The organism is Cupriavidus sp. PET2-C1 (assembly GCF_054515855.1).
Window position 1 is genome coordinate 394,413 of the sequence record NZ_CM137259.1, and the last position, 22,107, is coordinate 416,519.

Consider the following 22,107-nt stretch of genomic DNA (forward strand, 5'->3'; position numbering starts at 1 on the left):
CCGTGCGCCAGGGGCTGTCTCGTGCGAGGCCCCTGCGTTAAACTTGACGTTTGCGCCAGCCGCATCGCCTTGCGGACAGCGAGCACCAGCGAAGATCAAGACCAAGATCAAGATCCAGACCAATCAGGAGTACCGTGTACGATCCCAACAATATCTTCGCCCGCATCCTGCGTGGCGAATTGCCTTGCAACAAGGTGTATGAAGACGCCGACACCATCGCCTTCATGGACATCATGCCGCAGTCCGACGGCCACGTACTGGTGGTGACCAAGGAACCCGCCGCCGAGCTGTTCGACCTTTCCGACGCTGGTGCCGAAGCCGCCATCCGCACCACCAAGCGCGTCGCCCGCGCGGTGCGCGCCGCCTTCTCGCCGGACGGCATCTCGATCGGCCAGTTCAACGGCGCCGCCGCGGGCCAGACCGTGCCGCACGTGCATTTCCACATCGTGCCGCGCTACGCCGAGCGCACCCTGCGCGGCCACGGCAGCGACATGCAGGATCCGGAAATCCTCAGCCAGCACGCCGAGCGCATCATCGCCGCGCTGGGCGAAGCCTGAGCAGATACCTCGGTGCGCCGTGAGCGCAGCGCGCCACGCCAGAATCAAGCAACCAGCAACAAGGAAGACAAGATGGGAATCAGGACAGTTGGCATCGTAGGCGCCGGTACCATGGGCAACGGCATCGCGCAAGCGTGCGCGGTGGTGGGCCTGGACGTAGTGATGGTGGACATCAGCGACGCTGCGGTGAGCAAGGGCATCGCCACCGTGGGCAGCAGCCTGGATCGCCTGATCAAGAAAGACAAGATCAGCGAAGCCGACAAGGACGCCGCACTCGCGCGCATCAAGGGCTCCACGTCTTATGACGCGCTCAAGGCCGCCGACATCGTGATCGAAGCCGCCACCGAGAACTTCGACCTCAAGGTCAAGATCCTCAAGCAGATCGACAGCATCGTCGGCGACAACGTGATCGTCGCGTCCAACACCTCGTCGATCTCGATCACCAAGCTGGCCGCCGTCACCAGCCGCCCGGGCAACTTCATCGGCATGCACTTCTTCAACCCGGTGCCGATGATGGCCCTGGTGGAGCTGATCCGCGGCCTGCAGACCAGCGATGCCACGCACGCGCTGGTGGAAGAACTGTCGAAGAACCTCGGCAAGTACCCCATCACCGTGAAGAACAATCCGGGCTTCGTGGTCAACCGGATTCTCTGCCCGATGATCAATGAGGCGTTCTGCGTACTGGGCGAAGGCCTGGCGTCGCCGGAAGAAATCGACGAAGGCATGAAGCTGGGTTGCAACCACCCGATCGGCCCGCTGGCGCTGGCTGACATGATCGGCCTGGATACGATGCTGGCGGTGATGGAGGTGCTGTACACCGAATTTGCCGACCCGAAATACCGCCCGGCCATGCTGATGCGCGAAATGGTGGCGGCGGGCTATCTCGGCCGCAAGACGGGCCGCGGTGTGTACGTCTACAGCAAGTAATACTGACGCAGTCAAAGAGGGCAAGTCCTCCTCTCTCACAGGGAGGGGGATGCTGGAAGAGCTGGCAACGGAGCGATCCGCCGCCAGCTTTTTTTTCGCTCGCGGCACGCTCGTTTTGGCTCCCGGGTATTTGCTGTTTTCTCGCCCAATAAATAAGAATCGATATCATTAATTATTTTTTGGAACGATCGTATTAAAAAATATTGTCAAGCCTGTGAGGATAAAAAATCGGTGGCGGCTGAGAGAAATCAGTTTTGATTCCAGTAAAACCGGTTGAATGGCTTCATTGATCCCTAATCGCTAAAGCTTTGTAAAGATATTCCCGTAAACGCGGATATGCACTACGCGCCGCCGCAGTCGTGGCACTGCCTGTGCGTCGCGCGTGCTTTGGAAAACCGATGGGGAATCTTTATGCGCAACAACCAACCCGTCTCGCAGCGCGAATACGAACTGCCTGAGAATGCAACGCTGATGTCGACCACCGACACCGAAAGCCGCATTGCCTATGCCAACGCGGCCTTCGTCGATGTCAGTGGTTTCACACGCGAGGAAATCCAGGGCCAGCCCCACAATATCGTGCGGCACCCGGATATGCCGGCCGAGGCGTTCGCCGATATGTGGGCCACCCTCAAGAGCGGCGAGCCCTGGACGGCGCTGGTGAAGAACCGGCGCAAGGACGGCGACCATTACTGGGTACGCGCCAACGCCATGCCGCTAGTGCGCAACGGCAAGCCGGTGGGATACATGTCGGTGCGCACCAAGCCCTCGCGCGAGGAAATTGACGCCGCCGGGCGGCTTTACCAGGACTTCCGCGAGGGTAGTGCCGGCCAGCGGCGTTTTCACAAGGGCCTGATCATTCAGGGCGGCTGGAAGCGGTGGGCGTCGGCCTTCAAGACCATGCCGGTGCGCTGGCGCATCCGCGGCGCACTGGCGACCTTGCTGCCGGCCTCGGTCATTGGCGCGGCTACGCTTGGCATGGGCGGGATGCCGCTGGCCGGCCTGGGCGGCATCGTCGCCGCCATGCTGATGCTGGTCTCCGGCTGGCTGGAGGCGCAGATCTCGCGGCCGTTGGAGCGGGTCATGGAACAGGCCCTGCGCGTGGCGTCCGGCGAAAGCCAGCAGGTCGAGCATATGGACCGCGTGGACGAGATCGGCATGACGCTGCGCACGATCAGCCAGCTTGGCCTGATGTTTCGCTGGCTGATCGATGACGTGAGCGAGCAGGTGCTGAACGTGCAAGGCGCGAGCAGCGAGATCGCGCAGGGCAATAGCGACCTGAGCTTGCGTACCGAGCAGGCGGCATCCAACGTACAGGATACGGCGTCGTCGATGACGCAGATGACAGCCACGGTCAGGAGCAATGCCGAAACCGCGGCCCAGGCAAACGCGTTGTCCGGCTCCGCCAGCAGCGAGGCCGCCAAGGGTGGCGAGGCAATGTCGCAGGTGGTGGCGACCATGGAGGAAATCAGCAGCAGCTCGAAGCGGATCGCCGATATCATCAGCGTGATCGACGGCATCGCGTTCCAGACCAATATCCTTGCGCTGAATGCTGCGGTGGAAGCCGCGCGGGCCGGGGAACAGGGCAGGGGCTTCGCGGTGGTGGCCGGTGAGGTGCGGGGGCTCGCGCAGCGCAGCGCCAGCGCGGCCAAGGAGATCAAGGCGCTGATCGGCGCCAGCGTGGAAAAGGTCGATTCGGGGGCGCAGCGGGTCAATGACGCCGGCCAGACCATGGACAACATCGTGGCCCAGGTCAGGCGCGTCTCCGACCTGATCGCCGAGATCAGCCTGGCTACGTCCGAGCAGAGCGCGGGCATCAGCCAGGTTGGCGATGCCATCGGCGACCTCGACCGCATCACCCAGCAGAACGCGGCGCTGGTGGAGCAGAGCGCGGCCGCCGCACAGAGCCTGAAACAGCAGGCCAACCGGCTGGTGGAAGCGGTCGGCGTATTCCGTTGACTGCGCGCCAGGCCGCATCGGCCCAAGCCGCAAGGTGGCCGCGAGGGGCGTGGCGGCCCTACTCGCCGTACTGCCGCAGCCCCTCCAGGTCCAGTACCTCGATCACGCCGTAGTCGACCTTCACCAGTCCCTGCTGCTCCAGCACCTTTAGCGCCTGGTTGGCCCGCTGCCGCGAGATGCCCGCCAGCAGTCCGATTTCTTCCTGCGAAATCTCCAGCGTGGTCCCCAGGCCAGGGTACAGGTGCTCATTGAACAGCGACGACACCGCGCGCGCCACCCGCGAATCGATATCGAGCAGCCGTTCGTATTCCACGGCGGCAATGAACTGCCCCAGCCGCTCATTGAACTGCGTCAGCAGGAACCGGGTGAATGGCAAGCTGGTATCCAGCAACCACTGAAAAGTCTCGCGCGGCAGGAACGCAATGCGCGAGCGCCGCAGCGCCATCACATCGTATTTGCGGATTTCGCCCTTGAGCACGGCACCTTCGCCAAACCAGCCCCCTGTCGGCACACCGGTGAATGTGACCGACTTGCCGGACGGCGATACGGTAGTGATCTTGACGATCCCTTCCAGCACGCCCATCCAGTGCTCCGCCATATCGCCTTTATGGCAGACATAGTCGCCCTGGCTATATTCGCGCACGCACATGGCGCGGCGGACAGTGTCGCGTTGTTCTTCGCTGAGGTCGGCTGCCCACACGCAGCGGTCGACGAAATCGTTGAGCATGACCTGGAGAACCTCCCCCGTAGGGATTAACCCGGAATTGTCATCGGCGTGACAACCGGGGGAAATGGCATGGACTATCTTACGATCACCACGAACCGCAAATGCGCGCCAGGACAGGCGCGGCGGGCTTGTTGCGTTGCGGCAGAAACGCCGCCGGGCAAAACAGGCCAAGTATAACCAGCGGCAGCAGGCTTGGCACCGGTGGCGGACCCCCGCGCCGGAGGGACAGGAGACATCCATGCAGGAACCGTCGGCGACGACCTTCCCGCGCTTGTTGCTTGCGCACGCGCAGCAGCGGCCGGGAAGCCCGGCTTACCGTGAGAAGGATCTCGGGATCTGGCAAACCTTTAGCTGGGCGCAGACCGCGCAGGAGGTGCGCGCGCTCGCGTGCGGCCTGGCTGCGCTGGGCTTTGCCCGCGGCATGAACCTGGCGGTGGTCGGCGACAACCGTCCGCGCCTGTACTGGGCCATGAGCGCGGCGCAGGCCATGGGCGGCGTGCCGGTGCCGCTTTACCAGGATGCCATTGCCGGCGAGATGATCTATGTGCTGAACGATGCCGAGATCGACTTCGCCATCGTGGAGGACCAGGAGCAGGTGGACAAGCTGCTGGAGGTGGAGGAGCAGCTTGCCGCGCAGGGCCGCAAGGTGCGCCACATCATCTATGAAGACCCGCGCGGGCTGCGCGACTACGATCATCCGGCGTTGATGTCTTACCAGCGCCTGCAGGAAATCGGCCGCGAGTTCGATCGCGCCAATCCCGGATACTTCGATGCGGCCGTTGCCGCGGGCGAACCCGACGATACCGCCATCATCCTCTACACCTCCGGCACCACCGGCAAGCCCAAGGGTGTGTGCCACTCGCATCGCGGCCTGATCGGCGCGGCGCGCAACGGCTGTGCGTTCGATGGCCTGACCGCGAAGGACGATGTGCTGTCCTACTTGCCGATGGCATGGGTGGGCGACAACCTGTTCTCGTACGCCCAGGCCATGGTGGCGGGCTTCACCGTGAACTGCCCGGAATCGCGCGAGACAGTGATGACCGACCTGCGCGAGATCGGCCCCACCTATTACTTCGCGCCACCGCGCATCTATGAAAACCTGCTGACGCAGGTGATGATCCGCATGGAAGATGCGGGCTGGATCAAGCGCAAGCTCTTTCACTGGGCCATGGACGTGGCGCGCCGCTGCGGCACCGACATCCTCGACGGCAATCCGGTGCCGCTGGCCGACCGCTTGCGCTACGCGGCTGGCGAGGCGCTGATCTTCGGGCCGCTGCGCAATGTGCTCGGCATGAGCCGCATCCGCGTGGGCTACACGGCGGGCGAAGCGATTGGCCCGGACCTGTTCCGCTTCTATCGCTCCATCGGCGTCAACCTCAAGCAGTTCTACGGCCAGACCGAAACCTGCGCCTACGTTTGCCTGCAGCCGGACGGCAAGGTCAAGTTCGATTCGGTAGGGCCCGCCGCGCCGGGCATGGAGATCCGCATTGCCGAGAATGGCGAAGTGCTGGTGCGTGGCGTGGGCTTGTTGAAGGCCTACTACAAGCGTGACGATGCCACCCGCGAGGCGCTCAACGACCAAGGCTATTTCATGACCGGCGACGCCGGCGTGATCGACGCTGATGGCCACCTCAAGATCATCGATCGCGCGAAGGATGTGGGCAAGTTGTCCGACGGCGCCATGTTCGCGCCCAAGTACATCGAGAACAAGCTCAAGTTCTTTCCGTATATCAAGGAAGCGGTGGCGTTCGGCACCGGCCGCGACAGCGTCTGCGCGTTCATCAACATCGATTTCGAAGCCGTGGGCAACTGGGCCGAGCGGCGCCACCTGGCCTATGCGGGCTACATCGACCTGGCGGCGCAGCCAGAGGTGATCGCCATGATCGGCGAGTGCGTCGAGCAGGTGAATGCCGACCTTGCCGCCGATGCCATGCTGGCCGGCTCGCAGGTTTCGCGCTTCCTGATCCTGCACAAGGAACTCGATCCGGACGACGATGAGCTCACCCGCACGCGCAAGGTGCGGCGTGGCTATATCGCCGAGAAATACGCGTCGCTGATCGAAGCGCTGTACGCCGGCAAGCCGGAGCAGTTCATCGAGACGCGCGTGAAGTTCGAGGACGGGCGTGAAGGCAGCGTCTCGGCCACGTTGAAACTGGTCGATGTAAAGCGCTTCCCCCCGGCCACCGCCGGTGCGAAGCGCGCGGCATGAGCAGGGGCAGGAGGATGACGCAAATGGCATGGCAAGGCGTGGAGCGCGGCGGCGATGGCCAGCCGGTGTGGAGCGGCGCGTCCGCGGGGGCCGGGGCAACAGCGCAAGCCCTCGGCGGGGTTCAGATGGAACATGCGCAGGTGCGGCAGGCCGGCGACGTGATACTCGACCTGCAGAATATCTCGTTGGCCTTCGGCGGCGTGAAGGCGCTGACGGATATCTCGTTCGACGTGCGCGAGCATGAGATCCGCGCCATCATCGGCCCCAACGGCGCGGGCAAGAGCTCGATGCTCAATGTGATCAACGGGGTCTATCACCCGCAGCAAGGCCGCATCGTGTTTCGTGGCGAGGAGCGGCGCAAGATGCATCCCACCGCCGCGGCGCGCCAGGGCATCGCGCGCACCTTCCAGAATATCGCGCTGTTCAAGGGCATGACCGTGCTCGACAACATCATGACCGGGCGCAACACCAGGTTCCGCAGCGGCCTGCTGGCCAATGCGCTGTGGTGGGGCCCGGCGCGCAACGAGGAAATGCAGCACCGGCGCAAGGTCGAGGAGGTGATCGATTTCCTCGAGATCCAGGCGATCCGCAAGACGCCGGTGGGGCGCCTGCCCTACGGCTTGCAAAAGCGCGTGGAGCTGGCGCGCGCGCTGGCGGCCGAGCCTTCGATGCTGCTGCTCGACGAACCGATGGCCGGCATGAACGTGGAAGAGAAGCAGGACATGTGCCGCTTCATCCTGGACGTGAACCATCAGTTCGGCACCACCATCGTGCTGATCGAGCACGACATGGGCGTGGTGATGGACATCTCCGACCGTGTGGTGGTGCTGGACTACGGCAAGAAGATCGGCGACGGTACGCCCGAGGCGGTGAAGGCCAACCCGGATGTGATTCGCGCCTATCTGGGCGCTGGTCACTGATGCAGCTGCAAGACAAGGACAACCATGACGTTCTTCTTTGAAATCCTGATCGGCGGCTTATTGTCGGGGTTGATGTACTCGCTGGTGGCACTGGGGTTCGTGCTGATCTACAAGGCGTCGGGCGTGTTCAACTTCGCGCAGGGCGCGATGGTGTACTTTGCCGCGCTGGCGGTAGTGGGGCTGATGGACAAGGGCCTGCCGATGTGGGCGGCCGTGATCGGCGCGTTTGGCGTGATGGTGGTGGTCGGCATCAGCACCGAACGGCTGGTGCTGCGCAAGCTGGTGAACCAGCCACCCATCACGCTGTTCATGGCCACCATCGGGCTGTCCTTCTTCCTCGAGGGGCTGGGGCCGCTGTTGTTCGGCAATGAAGTGCGCCCGATCAACCTCGGCATCGTCGACGAGCCCATCGAAGCCATCCTGACGCGCTTCAATATCGTGGTATCCAAGTTCGACCTGGCGGCGGCGGGCATCGCCGGCATCCTGGTGGGCACGCTGGCGCTGTTCTTCCAGTACACCAAGGTGGGCCGCGCATTGCGCGCGGTGGCGGACGATCACCAGGCCGCGCTGTCGCTGGGCATTCCGCTGCAGCATATCTGGGCCATTGTCTGGGGCGTGGCGGGCTTCGTCGCGCTGGTGGCGGGCATGCTGTGGGGCTCGCGCAATGGCGTGCAGTTCGCGCTGACACTGACTGCGTTGAAGGCGCTGCCGGTGCTGATCCTGGGCGGCTTTACCTCGGTGCCCGGCGCCATCGTCGGCGGGCTGATCATCGGGGCCTCGGAGAAGCTGGCCGAGATCTATATCCCGCCTGTGTTCCAGTCCGCGTTTGGCGGCAACTTCGGTGGTATCGAAGGCTGGTTCCCCTATGTGTTTGCGCTGTTGTTCCTGCTGGTGCGGCCCGAGGGGCTGTTCGGCGAGAAACACATCGATCGTGTCTGAGCGGCCCGCGCCACAGGAGAGAAAACATGTTCTACCGTGAATCCGGCCAGTTCAAGACCACCTACGTTGCCGATAGCCAGATCTTCCCCATCCGCCAGGACCGCATCGGCTTTGCGGTGCTGATGGCGGTGGCCTTCGTGGCGATTCCGCTGCTGGGTTCGGAGTACTGGTTCTCGGCCATCCTGATCCCGTTCCTGATCTTCGCGCTGGCCGCGCTCGGGCTCAATATCCTCACCGGCTACGCGGGGCAGCTCTCGCTTGGCACCGCGGCCTTCATGGCGGTGGGCGCCTACGCGGCCTACAACTTCCAGCTGCGCATCGAGGGCCTGCCGGTGCTGCTGACCTTTATCCTCGCCGGACTGTCGGCGGCGCTGGTGGGGGTGGCGTTCGGCCTGCCGTCGCTGCGCATCAAGGGCTTCTACCTTGCGGTGGCGACGTTGGCCGCACAGTTCTTCGTGGTGTGGGCGCTGACCAAGTTTCCCTGGTTCTCCAACAACAGCTCGTCGGGCGTGATCACCGCGCAGCAGTTGAACCTGTTTGGCATCGCCATCGATACGCCGGTGAAGAAGTACCTCTTCGTGCTGATGCTGGTGACGGTGCTGGCCATCGTGGCCAAGAACCTGGTGCGCTCCTCCACCGGGCGTGCCTGGATGTCGGTGCGCGACATGGACGTGGCGGCGGAAGTGATCGGCATTCCGCTGATGCGCACCAAGCTGCTGGCCTTTGCCGTCAGCTCGTTCTACTGCGGCGTGGCGGGCGCGCTCTATGCGTTCTGCTACCTGGGCTCGGTCGAGCCGGACGGCTTCTCGCTCGACCTTTCCTTTCGCGTGCTGTTCATGATCATCATCGGCGGCGTGGGCAGCATCCTTGGCTCGTTCCTGGGCGCGGCCTTCATCCTGCTGCTGCCGATCTTCCTGGACATCGCGCTGCCGCCGCTGGCCGCGCTGCTGCACCTGCCCTTTACCAACGCCGCCGTGTCGCATATCCAGTTGATGGTGTTCGGCGGGCTGATCATCTTTTTCCTGGTGGTGGAGCCGCATGGCCTGGCACGGCTGTGGCAGATCGCGAAGGAGAAGCTGCGGCTCTGGCCATTCCCCCATTGAGTCTCATCGCATCGACATTTTCTGGTTCGGAACAAGAGAAACGGGTATTCCATAACAAACACACCTGCCAAGGTGAAGGAGACTGTCATGACCATCCTGATTCGCAATCTGCAGCGCATAGCCCTGGCGGTGGGCGCGTCGGCCGCGCTGCTGGCGCCGCTGGCGGTGCAGGCGCAAAGCGGCGAGCAGTTCGTCGCGCTGCCCAGCTATCGCGTCGGCCCTTATGGCGCCAACGGACAGTCCTTTTATGGCGGCTTCGTCGACTACCTGAACTACGTCAACCTCAAGGACGGGGGCGTGAACGGCGTCAAGCTGTCGTGGGAAGAGTGCGAGACGGAGTACAACAACGCCAAGGGCGTGGAGTGCTACGAGCGGCTCAAGGGCAAGAGCCCCGCCAGCAAGGGCACCGCGTACCACACCATGTCGACCGGCATCTCCTACGCGCTGGTGGACAAGACCGCGGCCGACAAGGTGCCGCTGGTGATGATGGGCTATGGCCGCACCGATGCGGTCGACGGTTCGGTCTTCCCCTATGCCTTCCCGCTCGTCACCACCTACCAGATGCAGGTCTCGGCCATCGTCAAGTTCCTGGCGGGCAAGAACGGCGGCTCGCTGGCCGGCAAGAAGATTGTCTACCTGTATCACGACTCCGCCTATGGCAAGGAGCCGATCGTGGCGCTGGAAGCCGAAGCCAAGCTCGGCAAGTTCAACCTGGTCGAGATCCCGGTGGCGCACCCCGGCAACGAGCAGGGCGCGCAGTGGCTGAAGATCCGCCAGGAGAATCCTGACTACGTGATCTTCTGGGGCTGGGGCGTGATGAACCAGACCGCGCTCAAGGCGGCGCAGAAGGTGGGCTTCGCGCGCGACAAGATGATTGGCTCGTGGTGGGCAGGTTCGGAAGAAGACACCGTGCCCGCCGGCGATGCCGCCAAGGGCTATATGAGCGCAACCTGGAACGTGGCGGGCAAGGGCGTGCCGCTGATCGCCGATATCGACAAGGTGGTCTACGGCGCCGGCAAGGGCAATATGCAGGACCGCAACAAGGTTGGCTCGGTACTCTACAACCGTGGCGTGTCCGCGGCCGTGGTGACGGTGGAGGCGATCCGCGTGGCGCAGGCCAAGTATGGCAAGGGCAAGGTCATGAGCGGCGAAGACATGCGCTGGGCATTCGAGAACCTGAACGTGAACAACGCGCGCCTGCAGCAGCTGGGCGCCACCGGTTTGCTGCCGGAGATCAAGACCAGCTGCGACAACCACGAAGGCTCGGGCAAGGTGAAGATCCAGCAGTGGGATGGCACCAAGTGGGTCGTGGTGTCGGACTGGATCGAAGGCAACAAGAACCTGATCCATCCGCTGTTCAAGGCGAGTGCCGCGCAGTTCGCGAAAGAAAAGGGCATCGCGCCTGCGTGCATGAAGTCTTGATCCGGGCGCCGCAAGGCGTTTGTTGATTGTTGTCGACTCCGCTCGGCCGCATGCGGGCGAGCGGGGATGAAGCCAGCCAGGAACCACCAACCGAGCCGCACCATGAGCCTGTTGTCCGTCAACAATATCGAAGTCATCTACGACCACGTCATCCTGGTGCTCAAGGGCGTTTCCCTCGATGTGCCCGAGGGGCGGATCGTGGCGCTGCTGGGCGCCAACGGCGCGGGCAAGACCACCACGCTCAAGGCCATCTCCAACCTGCTGCACGCCGAGCGCGGGGACGTCACCAAGGGCTCGATCGAGTACCGCGGCAACCGGGTCGACCGGCTCACGCCCAATGAACTGGTCAAGCGCGGGGTGATCCAGGTGATGGAGGGGCGGCATTGCTTCGCCCACCTGACGCTCGAGGAAAACCTGCTGACCGGCGCCTACACGCGCGGTTTGTCGCGCAGCGAAACACGCGATGCGCTGGAGCGCATCTACGCCTACTTCCCGCGCCTGAAGACGCGCCGCAAATCGCAGGCGGGCTACACCTCGGGCGGCGAGCAGCAGATGTGCGCGATCGGCCGGGCCATGATGGCCAAGCCCAGCATGATCCTGCTCGATGAGCCATCGATGGGCTTGGCGCCGCAGATCGTGGAGGAGATCTTCGAGATCGTGCGCGACCTGAACCAGCGCGAGAAGGTCAGCTTCCTGCTGGCCGAGCAGAACACCATGGTGGCGCTGCGCTATGCGGACTACGGCTACATCCTGGAGAACGGACGCGTGGTGATGGATGGCGCGGCCGAGGCGCTGCGCACCAATGAGGATGTGAAGGAGTTCTACCTGGGCGTCGCCGCGAACGATGGAGAGGGCGGCGGGAGAAGCTCCTTCCGCGACGTAAAGAGCTATCGCCGGCGCAAGCGCTGGCTCGCCTGAGCAGCGCGGACAAGCCTGCCGCGCGGCCCGTGCACGGCTGCGCTCCGCCAATCCGCCACGGGCCGCTCGCTACGGCGTCTTCGCCCTTCCCGATGCGCATCCGGGTTTAAACAGTACGGTTCATCACGCGACTACCTACGCGAACTACGCACCATGCCTGAATACTTCGATTCGCTTGAAACGCGCGCCCCGGCCGTCCGCTTGCAGGCCTTGCTGGACGCATTGTCGCGCCAGGTTGCGCATGCCAAGGCGCATGCGCCTTATTTTGCGGAGGTGCTGCGCGACGTGGATCCGCGCGCGCTGGACTCACGCGCCGCGTTGGCGGCGCTGCCGGTGACGCGCAAGTCCGAGCTGACGGCGCGGCAGAAGACCATGCCGCCGCTGGGCGGGCTGAATGCGACGCCGCTGGGCGGCCTGCGCCACATCTTCCAGTCGCCCGGCCCGATCCACGAGCCCGACGGGCACGGCGCCGACTGGTGGCGGATCGCGCGCGCGATGTTCGCGGCGGGCTTCCGCTCGGGCGATCTCGTCTACAACACCTTTTCCTACCACTTCACGCCGGCCGGCATGATGATGGAAACCGGCGCCCATCGGCTGGGCTGCTGTGTGTTCCCGGCGGGCGTGGGACAGACCGAATCTCAGGTGCAGGCGATGGCGAGCCTGCAGCCGGCGGCCTACGCGGGCACGCCATCCTTTCTCAAGCTGCTGCTGGAAAAGGGCGACGAGATCGGCCAGCCATGCCGGGGCCTGAGCAAGGCGCTGGTGTCTGGCGAGGCATTGCCGCCATCGCTGCGCGCCTGGTTCACCGAGCGCGGCATCCGCGTGCAGCAGATGTACGGCAGCGCCGACGTGGGCCTGATCGCCTACGAGACGCAGGGCGGCGACGGCTGGGTGGTGGACGAGAACGTGCTGGTGGAGATCGTTGAGCCGGGCGGCACGCAGCCCATGCCTGACGGCGAGACCGGCGAGGTGGTGGTCACGGTGCTGGGCAATGGCGACTATCCGCTGGTTCGCTTCGGCACGGGCGACCTGTCGGCGTTCGTGGCTGGCTCGGACGAGCGCGCTAGTCCGTGCGGGCGCACCAACCAGCGCCTCAAGGGCTGGCTGGGCCGTGCCGACCAGACCACCAAGGTCAAGGGCATGTTCGTGCATCCCGGGCAGGTGGGCGAGGTGGTGCGGCGCCATCCGGAGGTGCGCGCCGCGCGCCTGGTGGTGACTGGCAGCGTAGGCGCCGACGTGATGACCCTGCACTGCGATGCCACGCGCGACGATGCGGCGCTGGCGCAGGCCATCGGCGAATCGCTGCGCGAGGTGATGCGCCTGCGCGGCGAGGTGCGCTTCGTGGCAGCGGGCTCGCTGCCGCAGGATGGCAAGGTGATCGAGGACGCGCGGCGTTACGACTGAGCGCGGTCGCGGTCCGGGGACGGTGCCGCATGGCCGCCGGCGGGGCGCGTCGGCAGCAGGCCGAGCACGCCGAGCACACCGAGCACCACCCACAGCGCGCGTTGCCTGCGGCTGCGCACGGCGGGTGGGGTGGGCGTAAAGGATCGCAATGCGCTCAGACCGCAAGCCCCAGGCGGGCGCGCGCGTCGTTGTACTCGGCCTTCATGCGCGCCACGATTTCGCCGGCGGTGGGGATGTCGTGGATCTGGCCCACGCCCTGGCCGGCGCCCCAGACATCCTTCCATGCCTTGGCCTTGGACGCGCCGCTGGAAAAGTCCATCTTGGTCTTGTCCGCCTGCGGCAGGTTGGCGGGATCCAGCCCCGACGCCTCGATGCTCTCGCGGATGTAATTGCCGTGCACGCCGGTAAACAAGTTGGTGTAGATGATGTCGGCCGCGGCGGAGGTGGTGATCGACTGCTTGTAGGATTCGCTGGCATGCGCTTCCTGCGAGGCGATGAAGCGGGTGCCGACGTAAGCGAAGTCCGCGCCCATGGCCTGTGCGGCCAGCACGGATTCGCCAGTGGCAATCGAGCCCGACAGCGCGATCACGCCGTCGAAGATCTTGCGCACTTCGCCCACCAGCGCGAACGGCGACAGCGTGCCGGCATGGCCGCCGGCCCCGGCCGCCACCAGGATCAGCCCGTCCACGCCGGCTTCGATCGCCTTCTCGGCGTGGCGGATGCTGATCACATCGTGCAGCACGATGCCGCCATAGCTGTGCACGGCGTCGATCATCTCCTTGGGCGGCGCGCGCAGCGAGGTGATGAAGATGGGTACCTTGTGGTCCACGCACACCTTGATGTCGTGCTCCAGGCGCACATTGGAGGTGTGCACGATCTGGTTGACGGCGATCGGGCCGACCGGCTTGCCCGGGTTGGCGGCGCGGAAGGCGGCGAGATCGTCTTCCATCTGCGTGAGCCAGTCGCCCAGCATCTCGGCAGGGCGCGCGTTCAGCGCGGGGAAGGAGCCGACGATGCCGGCCTTGCACTGCGCCAGCACCAGCTCGGGGTAGCTGACGATGAACATCGGCGAGGAAATCACGGGCAGCGCCAGGTTTTGCAGGACCTGGGGCAATTGTTTGGCGGCGGGCATGGCGTCTCCTGGACCACGAACGGGCGCCGGTGGCGCCCTGGATATGAACGATCGTTCGATTATAGGGAGTTTCGGCTGACGGGCGTTAGACGGGCGTTAGAAGGGGCTGTCTACCTGCGCCAGCCACCCGGGCCATCCACCGGGGCCAGCCGCGGGGACAGTCTTTGAGCCGAGTCTGCGCCGGAATCCGTGCCGGCAGCAAGTAACATGGCGGCATGCATTTCGTGGCCGGCCCTGTCACAAAACGGCCGACTGCCGCGTCTAGTCTCAATACCAGCCACCGGACCCTTGTTGCCCCAATCATGCGTTCCAGCGCCTTGCCCGCCGACCCAGAGATCTTCGCCACATTGCGTCCGCGCCTGTTTTCCATCGCTTACCGCATGCTCGGCACCCGGGCGGACGCCGAGGATGTGCTCCAGGATGCCTGGCTGCGCTGGGACCGCGCGGACCACGCCGCGCTGGCGTCGGCCGAGGCCAGGCTGGTAACGGTGGTCACGCGGCTGGCCATCGACCGCCTGCGCGCGGCCAAGGCCGAGCGCGAAGCCTATGTGGGGTGGTGGCTGCCCGAGCCGCTGGTGGAACTGGACGAGCGCACGCCGGAGGCCGCGGCCGAGATGGCGAGCGAACTGTCGGTGGCCTTCCTGTGGGTGCTGGAGCGCTTGTCCGCCGACGAACGCGCGGCCTTCCTGCTGCGGCAGGTGTTCGATCACGACTATGCCGAGATCGCGGCGCTGCTCGGCAAGAGCGAGGCTGCCTGCCGGCAGATGGTGCACCGGGCCTCAGAGCGCGTGCAGCAGCAGCGCCCGCGCTTCGATGTGCCCAAAGACACCCATCGCCGCTTGCTGGAAACCTTCATGCAGGCCGCGCGCAGCGGCGAGATGGACGCCATCAAGGCGGTACTGGCCGATGACGTGCAGATCATCGGCGATGGCGGCGGCAAGGTGACTTCGTTCGTCAAGGTGGTGCATGGCGCGGACAACATTGCCCGGCTGTACCGGCATATGGCCCAGCGCTATGGCGGCGCGCAGGTCTACCGCTTCGCCTGGATCAACGGCGAGCCGGGATTGCTGCGCTATGTGGACGGGCGGCTTGAGTCCGCGCAGGCTTTCCTGATCGACGGCGAGCGCATTGCCGCGATCTACTCGGTGCGCAATCCGGACAAGCTGGCGGGCGTTCCTCCACTTTCTTGAGGGGCGCTGTCACAAACGCCTGGGCCTCCGCGTCTTGACTGCATGGGGGCCGCAAGGGGCGGCCTTCGCAACGCAAGCGGTCCAACGAGGTCTCAGCCGATCTCAGTCGATTTCGGCCGATTTCACCCGATCTCACGCGCCCGCGCCAAAAGGCCAAGCCATGACCCACACCATCCGTCTCCCGTACTTCCAGCAGGCTCCCAAGTCCTTCAAGGCACTGCTTGACCTGTCCGCCATCATCCAGAATGGCCTGCTCGGCAAGCGCCTTGTCGACCTGGTATTCCTGCGCGTATCGCAAATCAACGGCTGCGGCTTCTGCATCGACATGCACTGGCGCGACTTGATCCGCCAGGAGGTGGATCCGCGCCATCTCAACGCCGTTGCCGGCTGGCGCGAAGCGCCGTTCTTCAGCGAGCGCGAGCGCGCGGCATTGCGCTGGGCGGAGATCGTCACCGCTACGCCGCACAGCGACGCGAGCGACGAGGAGTTTGCCGCTTTGCGCGCGCACTTTTCCGATGAAGAGATCGCCGAGCTTGGCTTTGCCATTGTCACGATCAACGCGTGGAACCTGCTCAACGTGAGCTTTCGCAACCCGATCCCGGAAAAGGCATAACGCGGCACAGGCATAACGCCAGCCCGATGCGAGGGGACGTGTTCGCTGCCAGCGGTGACATCGGCTGCCCGCAGGCCGAGCGTGTCGTCCTTGCCTTCACCGTGCACGCTGTCGACGTCCTCGGGTGGAACGGCGAACAAAAAAAACCCCGCTACGCCGCGGGGCAACTACCACGAAGACTGATAGGAAGAGGCGGGAGGGCACCTGCCAATGCCGCATCCGCACAGCGGACTATAGGCGGCGTTTATGACGGACTGAAGGCGCTCGCGTGAAGACGGGGTGACGGCCGCCATCCTGCGATATGGCCGATTTGCTTGCCACTAGTGGGTGAGGGTCCGGGGGAGAGGGCGGGCGCTCGTTGCGGCGTCGTGCTGGACAACACCGCGGGCTTTGCTTGAAGTGGCTCCTTGCTAAGCCACCCCTCTCCCCGTCCCTCTCCCCATGAGGGGAGAGGGAGAGACTGTGGTGGTCAAGTTATTTCAGACAGGTGTTTAGGTTGTCTGGTGCTTTAGCTTGTCCTCGTATTTCTGCGGCGACTCATAGCCCAGCGTCGAGTGCAATCGCACCGGGTTGTAGAAGCCAACGATGTACTGCGTGATGTCGCGCCGGGCCTCGGCCCGGTCGACGTAGCGCTTCTGCCATACGCGCTCCATCTTCAGATTCAGGAAGAAGCGCTCCATGACAGCATTGTCCCAACAGTCGCCCAAGCGGCTCATGCTGCAAACCAGTCCGTGGCGCGCCAGCAAGCCCTGATACTCCTCGCTGGCATACTGGCTGCCCCGATCCGAATGCACGATCAGCCCAGGTGCCGGATTGCGCTGCTGGATCGCCATCTTCAGCGCATTGACGATCAGCGAGGCCGGCATCGTCGGCGCCATCGCCCACCCCACCACCTTGCGCGAATACAAGTCCAGCACGACCGCCAGATACAGCCAGCCTTCGACCGTGCGGATATACGTCATGTCCGACACCCATGCCTGATTGGGCTGCGCCGGCCTGAACTGCCGATTCAGCACGTTGGGCGCTACCGGGCGGTCATGCCGGCTGTTCGTGGTGGCTACGAACTTGCGCTGCCAGACCGGGCGCAGGCCCGCCTTGCGCATCAGCGCGCGCGCCCTGTAGCGACCGATCTTCACGCCCTGTGCGCTCACCGCCTGCGCCACTCGACGGCTGCCGTAGCTGCGCCCACTGCCCTCGAAGGCCGCTCGCACATGGACTTCTTGCCTGGCACGCGCCATGTCGCCTGGCCCCCTCTGCCGGTGTGCGTAATAGCCTGCACGGCTCACGCTCAACACCCGACAGGCACGGCTGATCGAAATGGCCTCCTTCTGCAACGCGGTCACGACGCGATAAATCACTTCAGTTCCCGGGCGAAGAAGGCCGATGCCTTTTTTAGGATCAGGTTGTCCTCCTTCAGGCGGCGATTCTCCTCTTCCAACTGCCGGATCCGCAGCTGCTCGGGCGTGAGCGGCTTGCCAGTGCCCTGGCCGCCAGCCAGCTCCAGGTCATACTGGGCGAGCCAGCGCCTGAGCGCCGTCTCGCCAATCCCCATCGTGTGGCATACCTCGGTAACCGAAAGGGCCTGCTCCCGGACCATTCGGACCACTTCCAGCTTGAAGCTGGCATCAAAATTACGGCGTTGCTTTGTCATCTGCTTTCCTCGTCGATCGTGATTTTCCACCTATCGACCTGTCTGAGGAAATTAGACCACTACAGACAGCCGTCGTCATGGCGCGCGGCTTTGGCCTGTTCGGCGGCTTCGGCCAATGCCCTTGGCCAATGCCCTTGGTTGTCAGATCTTTTCCAGCAGCAGGCCCTTGAGGTACTCGCCTTCGGGGAAGGCCGCCAGCATCGGGTGATCGGTGCCGGCCGAGAGGCGTCGCAGGATGCGCGCATCGGCGCGGGCATCGGTCGCCGCGCCTGCCACGATCTTCTGGAACAGTTCCATGCTGATCGCGCCGGAGCATGAGTAGGTGAACAGCAGGCCACCCGGGCGCAGCAACTGCAGGCCGACCAGGTTGATCTCCTTGTAGGCGCGCGCGGCGCGGTCGATGTGCTGGGCCGATGGCGCAAACTTGGGCGGGTCCAGCACGATCAGGTCGAACTGGCGGCCGTCGGCGCGGAACTGGCGCAGCGACTTGAACACATCGGCGTCGAGCCAGGTCGCGCGCTCGGGGTCGAAGCCGTTGAGGGTGACGTTGCCCGCGGCGGTCTTGAGCGCCTCGCCGGAGGAGTCGATCGAGGTCACCGAGGTGGCGCCGCCGCGCAGCGCCGCCAGCGAGAAGCCGCCGGTGTAGCAGAAGCAGTTGAGCACTTCGCGGCCGTTGGCCAGGTCGCCCACCAGCTTGCGGTTGTCGCGCTGGTCGACATAGAAGCCGGTCTTGTGGCCGCTCCTCACGTCCACGTAGTAGCGCACGCCATGCTCGGTCACGCTGAGCTCGGGGTCGGGCTCGGCGCCGGCCAGCACGCCGGTCACCAGCGGCAAGCCTTCGCGCTCGCGCACGGCGGCGTCGGAGCGCTCGTACACGTTCGGGCAGCCGGTTTCCTTGACCAGCGCCTGCACCAGTGCGTCCTTCCAGGCTTCGACCCCGGCCGCATTGAACTGGCACACCAGCTGGCCGTTGGCGCCGCTGCCGTAGTAGTCGACGATCAGGCCCGGCAGGCGGTCGGATTCACCAAAGATCAGGCGCACGGCGTCGCTGTCTTTCACCCACTGCTTGCGATGCGCGAGGGCGGCGGACACGCGCCGCTTGAACATGGCGTGATCGACCGGCTCGTTCTCGTCGAAGCTCCACACCCGCACGCGAATCTGGGAAGAGGGGCTGTACGCCCCGCGCGCCAGGAAGCGGCCGTCGGCGGCGCGCACGATCACGGTGCTGCCGGGCTCGCAGCGGCCTTCGACGGTATCCACGCCGGTGGCGTAGACCCAGGGGTGGCGGCGCAGCAAGGATTTTTCCTTGCCGGGCTTGAGGGTGATGGTGTTCATGAGTCTGTGTTTTAGGCGCCAGACGAAGCCGAGCAGATAGGCCAACTCGGTCCGAAGCGCCTGATTGTTGTTACTCCCTCTCCCCTCAGGGGGAGAGGGGCGGGGAGAGGGGTGGCTTAGCCAGGAGCCACATCAAGCGGAGCCAATGTTTTTGTCCAGCACGGCAGCATTGCAGACGCTCACCCTCGCCGCGCGATGCGGGAGAGGGTGAGCCACGCAGCGCATGGCGGGAGGATGACGGCAAGCTCGCCGGCCCGCTACACCGCTCAACCGGCTACAGCACTATCTTCACCATCGGGTGCGACGTCAGCGCGCGGTACAGCTCGTCGAGCTGTTCGCGGCTGGTGACCCATACCGTGACGGTCAGGCCGAGGTAGTTGCCCTTGGCGGAAGGGCGCATCTCCATCTTGCCGGCGTGGAAGTCGGGATCGAAGCCTTGCACCAGCGTCACGATGGCTTCGGCAAAGCCATCCTGCATGCTGCCCATCACCTTGATGGGGAAATGGCTGGGGTACTCGATCAGCGACTCGGCCGGCGGGATGTCGCCCGGCTTGCCCTGGTCGGAATTGTCGGCGCTCATTTCAATGCCCTCCTTACTTGCGCTTGAACCACAAGCGGATGGTATCCCACAGGCGGCCGAAGAAGCCGGCCTCGGGCACGTCTTCCAGTGCCACCACCGGGAACTCGGCCACCTTGGTGGCACCGTCCATCAGCTTGACCGTGCCGACCTGCTGGCCGGCGGTGAGCGGCGCCACCAGCAGTTCCTGGCGCTCCAGCACCGGCTTGATGCGCCCGCCCGTGCCCTTGGGCACGGTGATGTAGGTCTCTTCCTTGACGCCGATCTTGACGGTGGATGCCTTGCCCTTGTAGATGTCGGGCGTGGCCAGCACCTGGCCGCGGTCGTACAGGCGCAGCGTGTCGAAGAACTGGAAGCCGTAGTTCAGGATCTTCAGGCTTTCCTGCGTGCGGACCGCTTCAGTGGTGGTGCCGATCACGATCGAGACCAGGCGGCGCGAACCGTTAGGCACATTGGCCAGCGGACGCTTGGCCGAGGAGATCAGGCAATAGCCGGCCGACTTGGTGTGGCCGGTCTTGAGGCCGTCCACGGTGGGGTCGATGTAAAGCAGGCGGTTGCGGTTGGGCTGGCGGATCTTGTTGTAGGTGAACTCCTTCTGCGAGTACATGCTGTAGTACTCGGGGAAGTCCTTGATGATCCGCGTGGTCAGCGTGGCCAGGTCCAAGGCCGTGGTGTAGTGGTTCGGGTCGGGGATGCCGTCGGTGTTGCTGAAGTGGGTGTTCTTCATGCCCATCCGCTGGGCCTCGCGATTCATCATCGCCACGAAGCCTTCTTCCGAGCCGCCCACGGCTTCGGCCAGCGCCAGCGCCGCGTCATTGCCCGATTGCACGATCAGGCCCAGCAGCAGGTCCTGCACGCTGACCGGCTTGTTGGCTTCCAGGAACATGCGGGATTCGTCGCTCTTGACCTTCTGCACGATCGTGGTCGGCACCACGGTCTGGTCCAGCGTGAGGCGCTTTTCCTTGAGTGCGGCGAACGCCAGGTAGGCGGTCATCAGCTTGGTCAGCGAAGCCGGCTCGACGCGCACATCGGCGTTCTGCGAAGCCAGGGCCTGGCCGCTGGTGACGTCATACAGCATCCAGGACTTGGCCGCCACCTGCGGCATCGGCACGCCCTGGGCGCGCACGGGAGCCGGGGCAAGCACGACGGCGGCGCCGACGATGGCTGCGGTGACCAGGGCGGATGTGTTGGCGGACGCGAAAAGCGGCGTGGCTCTATTCAACATGTTTCAGTTTCCGGCAAAAAAAAGGGGCGGGGAGTGCATCCGGTGACATGGCGGGGCGGCGCGCCGCCCCCGTCACTGGTCCCACGCATTGACGACGAGCTGCTTGATCAGGTGCAGCTTGCGATGAAAGAAGTGGTCGGCGCCGGGGATCACGATCACCGGCAGCTCCTGCGGGCGGGCCCAGTCGAACACGCTCGCCAGCGGCACGGTATCGTCCTGCTCGCCGTGGATGACGATGGTGTCGGCCGGCACGTGGGCGACTTCCCAGCGGCTGGCGGCGGTGCCCACCATGGCCAGGCGCTGCACCGGCGTGCCGGCTTCGGCCAGGCGCCGGGCGACGTGGCTGGCCACGAAGCTGCCAAACGAGAAGCCGGCCAGCGCCAGCGGCAGCGTGGCGGCATCCGGCGACCACGCGGACTGGGTACGCATCCAGTCGATGACGGCCAGCAGGTCGTCCTGCTCGCCCACGCCGTTGTCGTGGCTGCCGGCTGTGCCGCCGACGCCACGGAAGTTCGGGCGCACGGTGGCGTAGCCAAGCTGCACGAAACTGCGTGCCAGCGTCTGCGCTACCTTGTTGTCCTTGGTACCGCCGAACAGCGGATGCGGGTGGGCCACCAGCGCGAGCCCGCGCGGGGCGCCGGCCTGGGGCAGGTCGACTGAAACGTCGATGGCGCCGACGGGGCCGGCGACGGTAAGTACCTGGGTATGCGCGTTCATGGGAACAGGAAGCAGGGTGGCTGGCTCTGGCGCCGTGGCGCCGTGGTTTCGGTGATTCAGCGTTTCAGCGTTTCAGCCGAGGCCGGGGCTGAGGTCACTGAGGTCAATCAGTGATCGACCATCAGGCGTTCGACCGGCTTGCCGCCCACCAGATGGCTCTCGATGATCTCGTCGATGTCCTGCTCGTCGACGAAGGTGTACCAGACGGCCTCGGGATAGACCACCAGCACCGGCCCGAGTTCACAACGGTTCAGGCAGCCAGCCTTGTTGATGCGCACGCGGCCTTCGCCGCCGGAGATGCCAAGCGCCTTGCAGCGCTTCTTGGCGTATTCCTGCATGGCCTGGGCGTTATGCGCGCCGCAGCAGGCGCCGCCGTCCTCGCGCTGGTTGAGGCAGAAGAAAACGTGGTGCTGGTAGTGGCTGCGCATGCGTGGTGGGCGTATCGGCGGCGGCAACGCAGGAGGCAAGGAGTGCCCGGGGCGCGCGCCGGTCGCCAGGAATGGGTGGAAGGGCTGAATTATACGGCGTCATGGGGGTCGGTTCGACGCTTTGGGAACCCGCTTCGATGCCGCGCGTGTGCCGCGC

Annotated in this window: 21 protein-coding genes; 12 read left to right on the top strand and 9 right to left on the bottom strand. The window is 64.9% G+C overall.

Annotated features, from left to right (window positions below; genetic code table 11):
• Positions 1–134: 134 nt before the first annotated feature.
• The 3 genes from ACX12D_RS01780 (at position 135) to ACX12D_RS01790 (ending at position 3,440) form a co-directional block, all read left to right on the top strand.
• Entirely contained in the window at positions 135–557 is a 423-nt protein-coding gene (locus ACX12D_RS01780) for an HIT family protein (protein ID WP_441632202.1), read from the top strand.
• A gap of 72 nt (positions 558–629) precedes the next feature.
• Positions 630–1,484: a 3-hydroxybutyryl-CoA dehydrogenase gene (locus ACX12D_RS01785; protein ID WP_459372717.1), complete on the top strand. Its 855-nt coding sequence runs from the start codon at positions 630–632 to the stop codon at positions 1,482–1,484.
• A gap of 411 nt (positions 1,485–1,895) precedes the next feature.
• Complete coding sequence (locus tag ACX12D_RS01790) at positions 1,896–3,440, top strand: methyl-accepting chemotaxis protein (RefSeq protein ID WP_459372718.1); 1,545 nt, start codon at positions 1,896–1,898, stop codon at positions 3,438–3,440.
• Positions 3,441–3,498: 58 nt separating this feature from the next.
• On the opposite strand, the gene ACX12D_RS01795 is transcribed toward ACX12D_RS01790, so the two are convergent.
• Positions 3,499–4,167 (bottom strand): Crp/Fnr family transcriptional regulator, encoded by a 669-nt coding sequence (locus ACX12D_RS01795; RefSeq protein WP_459372719.1) that lies wholly within the window; start codon positions 4,165–4,167, stop codon positions 3,499–3,501.
• 238 nt (positions 4,168–4,405) lie between these two features.
• On the opposite strand from ACX12D_RS01795, the gene ACX12D_RS01800 reads away from it, so the two are divergent.
• The 7 genes from ACX12D_RS01800 to ACX12D_RS01830 all read left to right on the top strand — a co-directional run bounded on the left by ACX12D_RS01800 (position 4,406) and on the right by ACX12D_RS01830 (position 13,082).
• The gene (locus tag ACX12D_RS01800; RefSeq protein WP_459372720.1) at positions 4,406–6,376 is read left to right on the top strand and encodes an AMP-dependent synthetase/ligase; all 1,971 of its coding nucleotides are present in this window, start codon (positions 4,406–4,408) and stop codon (positions 6,374–6,376) included.
• Between the two features lie 14 nt (positions 6,377–6,390).
• Positions 6,391–7,296: an ABC transporter ATP-binding protein gene (locus tag ACX12D_RS01805; protein ID WP_441632211.1), complete on the top strand. Its 906-nt coding sequence runs from the start codon at positions 6,391–6,393 to the stop codon at positions 7,294–7,296.
• A gap of 24 nt (positions 7,297–7,320) precedes the next feature.
• Positions 7,321–8,235 (top strand): branched-chain amino acid ABC transporter permease, encoded by a 915-nt coding sequence (locus ACX12D_RS01810; RefSeq protein WP_006160142.1) that lies wholly within the window; start codon positions 7,321–7,323, stop codon positions 8,233–8,235.
• A gap of 26 nt (positions 8,236–8,261) precedes the next feature.
• On the top strand, positions 8,262–9,338 hold the full coding sequence (locus tag ACX12D_RS01815) for a branched-chain amino acid ABC transporter permease (protein WP_267605314.1): 1,077 nt from the start codon (positions 8,262–8,264) through the stop codon (positions 9,336–9,338).
• Positions 9,339–9,425: 87 nt separating this feature from the next.
• Positions 9,426–10,760: an ABC transporter substrate-binding protein gene (locus ACX12D_RS01820; protein WP_459372721.1), complete on the top strand. Its 1,335-nt coding sequence runs from the start codon at positions 9,426–9,428 to the stop codon at positions 10,758–10,760.
• Between the two features lie 102 nt (positions 10,761–10,862).
• Positions 10,863–11,678, top strand: a complete 816-nt coding sequence (locus ACX12D_RS01825) for an ABC transporter ATP-binding protein (RefSeq protein WP_441630697.1) — start codon at positions 10,863–10,865, stop codon at positions 11,676–11,678.
• A gap of 153 nt (positions 11,679–11,831) precedes the next feature.
• A complete protein-coding gene (locus ACX12D_RS01830; RefSeq protein ID WP_459372722.1) occupies positions 11,832–13,082 on the top strand; it encodes a phenylacetate--CoA ligase family protein in 1,251 nt (416 codons plus the stop codon).
• Here ACX12D_RS01830 and ACX12D_RS01835 read toward each other — a convergent pair.
• Both ACX12D_RS01835 and ACX12D_RS01840 read right to left on the bottom strand, forming a co-directional pair.
• Positions 13,073–13,231, bottom strand: coding sequence for a hypothetical protein (locus ACX12D_RS01835; protein WP_459372723.1), 159 nt, complete (start codon positions 13,229–13,231; stop codon positions 13,073–13,075). The genes ACX12D_RS01830 and ACX12D_RS01835 overlap by 10 nt on opposite strands.
• 5 nt (positions 13,232–13,236) lie before the next feature.
• On the bottom strand, positions 13,237–14,214 hold the full coding sequence (locus ACX12D_RS01840; protein ID WP_183032018.1) for an NAD(P)H-dependent flavin oxidoreductase: 978 nt from the start codon (positions 14,212–14,214) through the stop codon (positions 13,237–13,239).
• A 302-nt stretch (positions 14,215–14,516) separates the two neighbouring features.
• Between ACX12D_RS01840 and sigJ the strand changes: the two genes are divergently transcribed.
• Together sigJ and ACX12D_RS01850 are read left to right on the top strand one after the other, a co-directional pair.
• Positions 14,517–15,404 (top strand): RNA polymerase sigma factor SigJ, encoded by an 888-nt coding sequence (sigJ, locus tag ACX12D_RS01845; protein ID WP_459372724.1) that lies wholly within the window; start codon positions 14,517–14,519, stop codon positions 15,402–15,404.
• Between the two features lie 160 nt (positions 15,405–15,564).
• Complete coding sequence (locus tag ACX12D_RS01850) at positions 15,565–16,017, top strand: carboxymuconolactone decarboxylase family protein (RefSeq protein WP_459372725.1); 453 nt, start codon at positions 15,565–15,567, stop codon at positions 16,015–16,017.
• 491 nt (positions 16,018–16,508) lie between these two features.
• Here the strand turns inward: ACX12D_RS01850 and ACX12D_RS01855 are convergent.
• The 6 genes from ACX12D_RS01855 to ACX12D_RS01880 all read right to left on the bottom strand — a co-directional run bounded on the left by ACX12D_RS01855 (position 16,509) and on the right by ACX12D_RS01880 (position 21,950).
• Positions 16,509–17,668, bottom strand: a protein-coding gene (locus ACX12D_RS01855) for an IS3 family transposase (RefSeq protein ID WP_459373900.1) whose coding sequence is annotated in 2 segments (ribosomal slippage) — positions 16,509–17,401 and positions 17,401–17,668 — 1,161 coding nt in all. Because the reading frame shifts where the segments join, the coding sequence is not laid out codon by codon here.
• Between the two features lie 141 nt (positions 17,669–17,809).
• Entirely contained in the window at positions 17,810–19,003 is a 1,194-nt protein-coding gene (locus ACX12D_RS01860; protein ID WP_441632222.1) for a class I SAM-dependent rRNA methyltransferase, read from the bottom strand.
• Between the two features lie 274 nt (positions 19,004–19,277).
• Entirely contained in the window at positions 19,278–19,583 is a 306-nt protein-coding gene (locus ACX12D_RS01865; RefSeq protein ID WP_459372726.1) for a YbeD family protein, read from the bottom strand.
• Positions 19,584–19,596: 13 nt separating this feature from the next.
• Positions 19,597–20,805 (bottom strand): D-alanyl-D-alanine carboxypeptidase family protein, encoded by a 1,209-nt coding sequence (locus ACX12D_RS01870; RefSeq protein ID WP_459372727.1) that lies wholly within the window; start codon positions 20,803–20,805, stop codon positions 19,597–19,599.
• 72 nt (positions 20,806–20,877) lie between these two features.
• Complete coding sequence (locus tag ACX12D_RS01875; RefSeq protein WP_441632226.1) at positions 20,878–21,522, bottom strand: alpha/beta hydrolase; 645 nt, start codon at positions 21,520–21,522, stop codon at positions 20,878–20,880.
• A gap of 107 nt (positions 21,523–21,629) precedes the next feature.
• Positions 21,630–21,950: a (2Fe-2S) ferredoxin domain-containing protein gene (locus ACX12D_RS01880; protein ID WP_267605322.1), complete on the bottom strand. Its 321-nt coding sequence runs from the start codon at positions 21,948–21,950 to the stop codon at positions 21,630–21,632.
• Between the last annotated feature and the right edge of the window lie 157 nt (positions 21,951–22,107).